We start from the raw sequence: 6787 nt of genomic DNA on the forward strand, positions 1-6787 counted from the left end.
ATAAATACCTTATCTGGTATAACGAGGAAAGGATCAAGGTGTCTTTGGGTGGTATGAGCCCAATGGAATACCGGCAGAGCATCGGTTTAGCGGCGTAAGAGTCCAAAAAAATGTCCGCACTCCAAAAGGGGAATTTCATCTTGCAAAAAACAGGGAGCGTCTAATTCGCCGGGGCGGCAAATTGGCCAGTATGCTAAATTGCCCTTTGTACCTACTGACGGTGGACCCCCGTCCCATTGAAGAATTTGATGCAGAGAAAATCGATTACATCAACCAGTGGAAAAAACTTGCCAAAGAACTAAAGGCAGAGGAATACATCATCAAAGATAATGAAAAAAGGCCATTTACCAAGGTGGTCGGGGAAGTGGCCCGCCAAAAGGGCATCACTCAAATTGTGATCGGTCAGACCGCCCACAGCCGCTGGGAGGAAATTACCAAAGGCTCCATCATCAATGTTCTGTTGCGGGAACTCCCTTTCGTTGATATCCATATTGTCTCCGTAGCAAGGTATTTGGAAGACGGCGACGACTATTTCGAAAAAGGGACACGTGCTTACCTAATTCAAGAGGGAGAACGCCTTCGTCTGACTTTCCATCATACCAAAGATGTGGTTTTTGAAGGAATCTTCTTCAAAGAAACAGGTACCGACTTCAATAATGGCATCTTCAGGTTCATGCATGGGAAAGAAATGATGCAGGTCCAAGTAATTGATGATTACGTCACAGAACTGAAAAACATTCACATGGTAGGCCCCGGCTCTAAAACAGAGATATGGGAAAAAGAATAGGGAAAACTAAGAGACCAAAAAAACACTGATTCCTTTGGCCGGAATCAGTGTTTTGCTTTTATTAATCCTGTTGATGAAGAAATTGATAATCCCTATAAACATGTAAATACATCAATCAGAAAAATATTCTTTATTCTCCAACTGCCCATACGTCTCTTTCTCCAGCATGTCCAGAATAAGCTCGGAGAGCTCTCCATAGCGAGGATTGCTACGTGTTCTAGGTCGAGGCATATCAACATTGATGATATCCCTGATCTCTCCGGGACGGGCTGACATCACTACAATTTTATCTGCCAAATAGATCGCCTCATCTACACTATGAGTAACAAAAAGTACAGTTTTGACATTATTCTCCCAAATACGCAGCAACTCTCTTTGCATGATGATCCGCGTATACGCATCCAAAGCACCAAAAGGCTCATCCATCAGCAATACATGGGGATCATTGGCCAGCGCCCGGGCAATAGCTACCCGCTGCTGCATTCCGCCGGACAGTTCATAGGGAAAGGAATGGCGAAACTGAGTCATATTCATCAGTTCAAGATAATAATCAACTATCTCTTTTTTTTCCCGGACTGATTTACGTCCGATCTCCGGCCCTAGAAAGATATTTTGTTCTACAGTACGCCAAGGTAGTAGGGAGTATTGCTGAAACACCACCCCTATTTCAGAATGAGGCCGGTTTTGTATCGCTCCCCGATAAAAAACCTGTCCGGAGGTGGGCTGTTCCAATCCGGCAATAATTCGCAACAAAGTGCTTTTTCCACAACCTGATGGCCCTACAATACAAATAAAATCCTTTTCTGATACATCCAGCCAAGTTTTAGCCAAAGCATGCACCCTATGGCCACGCTCGGAAACAAATATTTTGTCCACACCCTTGATTGAAATCAACGCCTCGTTTGACGGCAAATCCCTCCGGTCCGGTTGACGTTCCGGCAGGACATCCCCTTGTTTCATCTGCGTTCACCCTTTATTCTCAAGTATACCTTGGCCTACTTAACCTGCAACTGCCACTTAAATTTCCTGCTTTCTAGCATCCTGAACATAAAATCCAATAATGCACCGATGGCACCGATACTGATCATACCGGTAATCACCACATCAATCCTAGCAACCTCATAGGCATGGGTAATCAAATACCCTACCCCTGATAAACTGCCGGGCAACATTTCTGCTGATACCAAACAAGTCCATGCACTGCCCAGTCCGGTACGCATGCCGTTGACAATTGTAGGTGCAGCACCAGGCAGCAAAATTATACGAAAAATATCCCATTCACTGGCACCGAGTACCCGCGCCGACTCAACCCAGTGCCTAGGAATGCTGGATACGGCATGAATTGAGCTGGTAACAATGGGGAAAAAAGCGCCAAGAAAAATAATAAAGGTCATGGATAACTTAAAATTATTCAGGTAAACATAAGCATCGCCTCTGGTCAGTCCCAATAAAGTTGCCACAGAGGTCACACCAAACCAAGCTAGCACCAGGGGCTGCCAGGAAATGGGCGGTATTGGACGGAAAAGGCTGATAATTGAATTGCCAATCTCATGGGCAATACGGTTGTATCCCATCAATATGCCTAGTGGCACCGCCAGCAGAGTGGCAATTAAATAGCCAAGAAAAACCCGTAACAAACTGACCAGGATGTTTTTACTCAAAGCACCTAACCCGATTATGTTGGCCGTCGGCGTAAGAAAATGCTCCATCACACTGCCCGGTGCAGGCAAGACCAGTTTATTGTCAATCTTATCCGACAAAAGAATCCAGAGTATCAGGATCAAGATAGGGCCGGTAACAGCCAAAGCACCCTTCTTTAATGATTCTATCATTGACTACTTCCTTTCCCTCATTACCATAAATAGCCTCGGATTACCCATCATACTGCCGGGGAAATCCGAGGCAAACGTTGCGAACTTTTGTGTTTTCGCTACATTTTAGGGCAAAAAGCCGAAGTTAAACAGTTCATCTTTAACATCATTAAAACTCTTACCCTTCATTTCACCTTCAAAGATACCCAACTGATTCAGCATATCTACATATAAAGCCTCGCCTTCCATCCATTTGTCAGTAGGATTGGTCGTAAAGACAATCTGGGCACTTTCTACTACTTCCGTGGGGATACCGATAATTTCCGCCAGGATGGGAGCGGCTTCAGCACGATTATTCTGGCACCAATTTGCACTGTAAGTCAGCAATGTGGCCATCCCTTCAATGATTTCCGGGTATTTTTCAACAACATCGCTTGTTGCGGCATAAACGCAGCAGGGAAAATCATACCACTGTCCTTCCGGTGGGAAGTCGGTTAACCTTAAAGCAATTTCACCGATACCTTCATGCTCGGCCATTTCCGGGTAATGGGAAGGAGCAACCCAGGCATCGACCACCCCGGAACTAAAGGCAGGCAATAGGTTTCTGCTACCATTAAGGTTAACTAAGATGACATCAACATCCTCTGCATCAGGATCTTCGGAAATAGTAATACCGGCATCAACCAGTGCCTTTTGGATTAGGACTCTAGGTGCGCTGGTCGGGGAATGGTAGCCAATTTTTATCGGGTGCTCTGATGCTTTTATGAATGCTTCCACTTGATCCCAGCCGCTGATTCCAGTGCCTTTCGGGAAAACCAGACTGATCCCGTCAACATGGATCGGGCATAGCATCACCACATCCGTTCCCTGGTCTTTGGCACCCATCATACCGGTGGATGAATTGACGCACATGTCAATCTGACCCTGCCCCATCATAACCGCTGTCTCGGAGCTGCCTTTGGTGACAATCATATTGATAAGAGCCAGCAATTGATCGTCTTTATACAATTCATATTGTTCTTTATTGACCAATTCTTTTAAGTAATATCCGCTATCCGCAAAATCCTCGCCTTTGGCAACGGCAGCCAATAAAGCACTGGCGTGTAAATCAAAGTCCCAAGCCATATTCAAAACCGGTACTTCGCCTTGGTCTTCAACACGGGCATCGCCGGTGGTATTGACATCACCGTTACTGCCACAGCCGCTTGCAAAAATTAGCACAAATAAAACTGCCAAAATGACGGTAGACCATTTTTTGTAACTGGTAAACAAGTTGCTCATCTCCTTATTCATAATGATAAATTAAATTTAAATTGTTTGACCACAATAAATTATAATGAATAGAATACTTTGGAAGCAAATTCAAATGTTCTATCAGAAAGCGGTTACCAATAGATGTTCTTTATTCGCATTCCGCCGGTAGTAGCCGAGGGGACACGGGGACAGGTCCCGTGTCCCACATAACCTAGCCACAAAAAGCAGCCGGGTGGTCCAAAAAGGATCGCCCGGCTGTCTTTTATCCCTCTGTGCTCTTGCGGCCATCTAGGTGTTCCCACGAGGATACGCGAGCAATAACACTCTTCGGGATCCCGGTGATACGTGACAGTTGCCTTATGCTCACACCTTCCAGTTCAAGGAGCCGCGCCAAAATATAATTTCTTGCCTCCCGGTCCATGTGCTGCAGCATTCCTGCATTCACTACTCCTAGTTTGCGCATATAATCCCGGACCTCTTCATCCGATACCTTTACTCTTTCAGATAAGTCCAAGCATTGATCGTCGTTCTGCTCATTCATAAAAGCCACAAACTGCTTTAAGGCTTGCGTTCTGTCCTGAGAGAACAAATCGAGGCCAAAATCAATATCCACTATTCTCGATGAGCCGCGGACATACTCGTGATAGCTGGTCCATGGGCTTTCGGAAACAGTTTTTGCTAAACCCGCTTTCAGGGGATTCTGGTGGATGTACCGGAGCACAACCAAGAAATAGGCGTCGTCCTCCACCGGCTCACTTTTGAATCTTTCTTGAAACAAGTGCCCGCAGCGAGCATATTTGTCATTGTACCAGTAAACGTAGCTACCACAAATCCTTTTTATGGCAGAAGAAATCGGTTCCTTCGTCTCACGCATCAACAGATGGACATGGTTGCTCATTAAGCAATAGCCGTAAAGTTTGTACTGGCTTTTCTGCTTGCAAGTCTCTAATCTTTCCAAGAAAACCGAACGGTCCTCATCGTCTTCAAAAATGGTCTGTTTGTTTATTCCGCGCATCATTATGTGGTATATGCCGGTGCCGCTTTTCTCCCGGGGCTTTCTCGGCATCGTATCACCTCATGAGACGCTTGTTTCCATACGTGGAAATAAAGCCGTGCCAGGCTCGTATATCCCTGCACGGCCAACAAGCTGGTTGTCCCACCGGAAGTTTAGCCCGTGCCGGGTTATACAGAAATTGATGAAGACCGGCGGGACATGGTGGACCGTGCACTGGTTGAGCAGGTCATTAAGTATGGCTTTAAGCGAGAGGCTAAGGGTCTTATGCAGGGTCAGGAAAAGATCTTCCTCACAAGATGGTGCTTTGGGACACGCGTACAGGTCCTTTGTCCCAGCTAACCTTGCAGAAGGCTGGGGGTTATATGACGGTTTACCGGGCTGTTTGTGTTTATGGGGCAGCTGCAGACGTTAACAGGCTTAATTACACACCGACCGCCGGCCTGGGAGCAGGAAAGGCCAGCGGCCGGCTTTTTGCCCATTTGCCTGCCAAGTCACAACATTTCCACAATAGCGTACTCAGGTTCCCGGCTTAGATCAATGCACTTGCCGTTGACCACGATTAAGGGTTTGGTGATATTCTGGGGCAGGATACAGGCTATCTCCCCGACTTCGCCGGTGTTCAGCTTGACCTTCGCCCCGGTGTAATAGCTGGCGATGTTGCTTAGAAACACCAGCAGCACTTGGGGGTCAAAGTTGTCATAGCCCATCTTCTTTAGTTCCACGAACGTGTCAAAGGGAGTGATCCTTTTCTTGTAAACCCTCTCCGAGGTTAAGGCATCGTAAACGTCGGCCAGCATGATGATCTTGGTATACAGGCTCAGGTATTCGCCGGTCATTCCCAGGGGGTAACCGCTGCCGTTGACCCGTTCATGATGCATGAGGATAGTTTCTTTTACCTCTTGACTGATGCCATCGTATCCCTGCACCATGCCGTAGCCGAGGGCGGCGTGTTTTTTGACTTGCTCCATTTCCTCCGGTGACAGGGGTCCTTTTTTGTTCAAGATTTGGGGCGGAATTTTGGCTTTGCCGATGTCATGGAGCACCCCGGCTTGGATGACCTTTCTGATCTCACCGTCCGGCAACCCCAGCCAGCGGGCCATGAGGCCGCCGTAAAGAGAAACGTTCAACCCGTGGGTATAGGTGTATGTATCGGTTTTTCTCATCTCATTGATGGTCTCCATGAGATCGTAGTTGCCCGCCACCTGGCTGAAGGCGGAATTAACCACCGCTTCCATTTGCTCCATGTCCATTTTTCTTCCCGCCGCCAAGTCATGGAGTACCCTTTTGATGCGGCTTACGTTCTCCCGGTACTGCTTCTTAAATTCCCGGTGAGGGTCGGGCATAGGCGGCGGCTCAAGGACGGTTTCCTCAGGGTCCCTGGGCATGTAAACGGCAATCCATTCCACCCCAAAGGCTTTGAGCTTGACGATGGTGTCATCGTCAAGGGGCGCATCCTTCGGCATGACCAGGGCGGAGTTCTTGAAAATGTCCTCGGCAAGAATGAGCCCCGGTCCGCAATCGTCTATGTGACGGACTTCTTTCTCCATTACCTGATACCCCCCGGCTACAGGTAATAGACTTCCTGCCTTGTCTCAGGCAAGCCATAGAAAGAGGCTCTCACATCCTGGGGGTTGTGCCTCCTTTCTCTTGTTTTAGGTTCCCAATTCGACAAAAAGCTCCTATCTTCCTGTTGTTTTTTACCGCTGCTGCCAGAAAATTATGCCCATTTGTCTTTCCTTGGTTGTTTCGCCGGCGCTATAGGGTGCATAGAGGAACGGCTGTTTTGTGCCGGCAGGGACAGGGGGACAGGTTCCTTGTCCCATCTAGCCCCGGTACAACAAACAGCCGGGTAGTCTTCAAAAGGATTGCCCGGCTGTTTTCACGGCTCTGGTCCGGTGTCGCGCAAACGCGGAATAATAT

The 6787-nt window shown here is 47.5% G+C and carries 6 protein-coding genes and 1 pseudogene; 2 read left to right on the top strand and 5 right to left on the bottom strand.

The annotated features are described in order from the left end of the window. Nucleotides 1-98: IS3 family transposase (locus GXX34_04230; GenBank protein ID HHW06731.1), on the top strand; the 98-nt coding region annotated here is incomplete at its 5' end. 50 nt (nucleotides 99-148) lie between these two features. Continuing rightward, nucleotides 149-787, top strand: a pseudogene (locus GXX34_04235) (histidine kinase). A 111-nt stretch (nucleotides 788-898) separates the two neighbouring features. On the opposite strand, the gene GXX34_04240 reads toward GXX34_04235, so the two are convergent. From GXX34_04240 to GXX34_04260, 5 genes are all read right to left on the bottom strand, one after another. Continuing rightward, nucleotides 899-1747: an ABC transporter ATP-binding protein gene (locus GXX34_04240; protein HHW06732.1), complete on the bottom strand. Its 849-nt coding sequence runs from the start codon at nucleotides 1745-1747 to the stop codon at nucleotides 899-901. Nucleotides 1748-1782: 35 nt separating this feature from the next. Further along, nucleotides 1783-2619: an ABC transporter permease gene (locus tag GXX34_04245; protein HHW06733.1), complete on the bottom strand. Its 837-nt coding sequence runs from the start codon at nucleotides 2617-2619 to the stop codon at nucleotides 1783-1785. A 105-nt stretch (nucleotides 2620-2724) separates the two neighbouring features. Further along, the gene (locus tag GXX34_04250; GenBank protein HHW06734.1) at nucleotides 2725-3870 is read right to left on the bottom strand and encodes an ABC transporter substrate-binding protein; all 1146 of its coding nucleotides are present in this window, start codon (nucleotides 3868-3870) and stop codon (nucleotides 2725-2727) included. A gap of 244 nt (nucleotides 3871-4114) precedes the next feature. Then, nucleotides 4115-4918 (bottom strand): transposase, encoded by an 804-nt coding sequence (locus GXX34_04255; protein HHW06735.1) that lies wholly within the window; start codon nucleotides 4916-4918, stop codon nucleotides 4115-4117. 440 nt (nucleotides 4919-5358) lie between these two features. Next, entirely contained in the window at nucleotides 5359-6414 is a 1056-nt protein-coding gene (locus GXX34_04260) for an HD-GYP domain-containing protein (GenBank protein ID HHW06736.1), read from the bottom strand. Nucleotides 6415-6787: the final 373 nt, after the last annotated feature.

The organism is Clostridia bacterium, assembly GCA_012840125.1.
Classification (GTDB): Bacteria; Bacillota; DULZ01; order DULZ01; family DULZ01; genus DULZ01.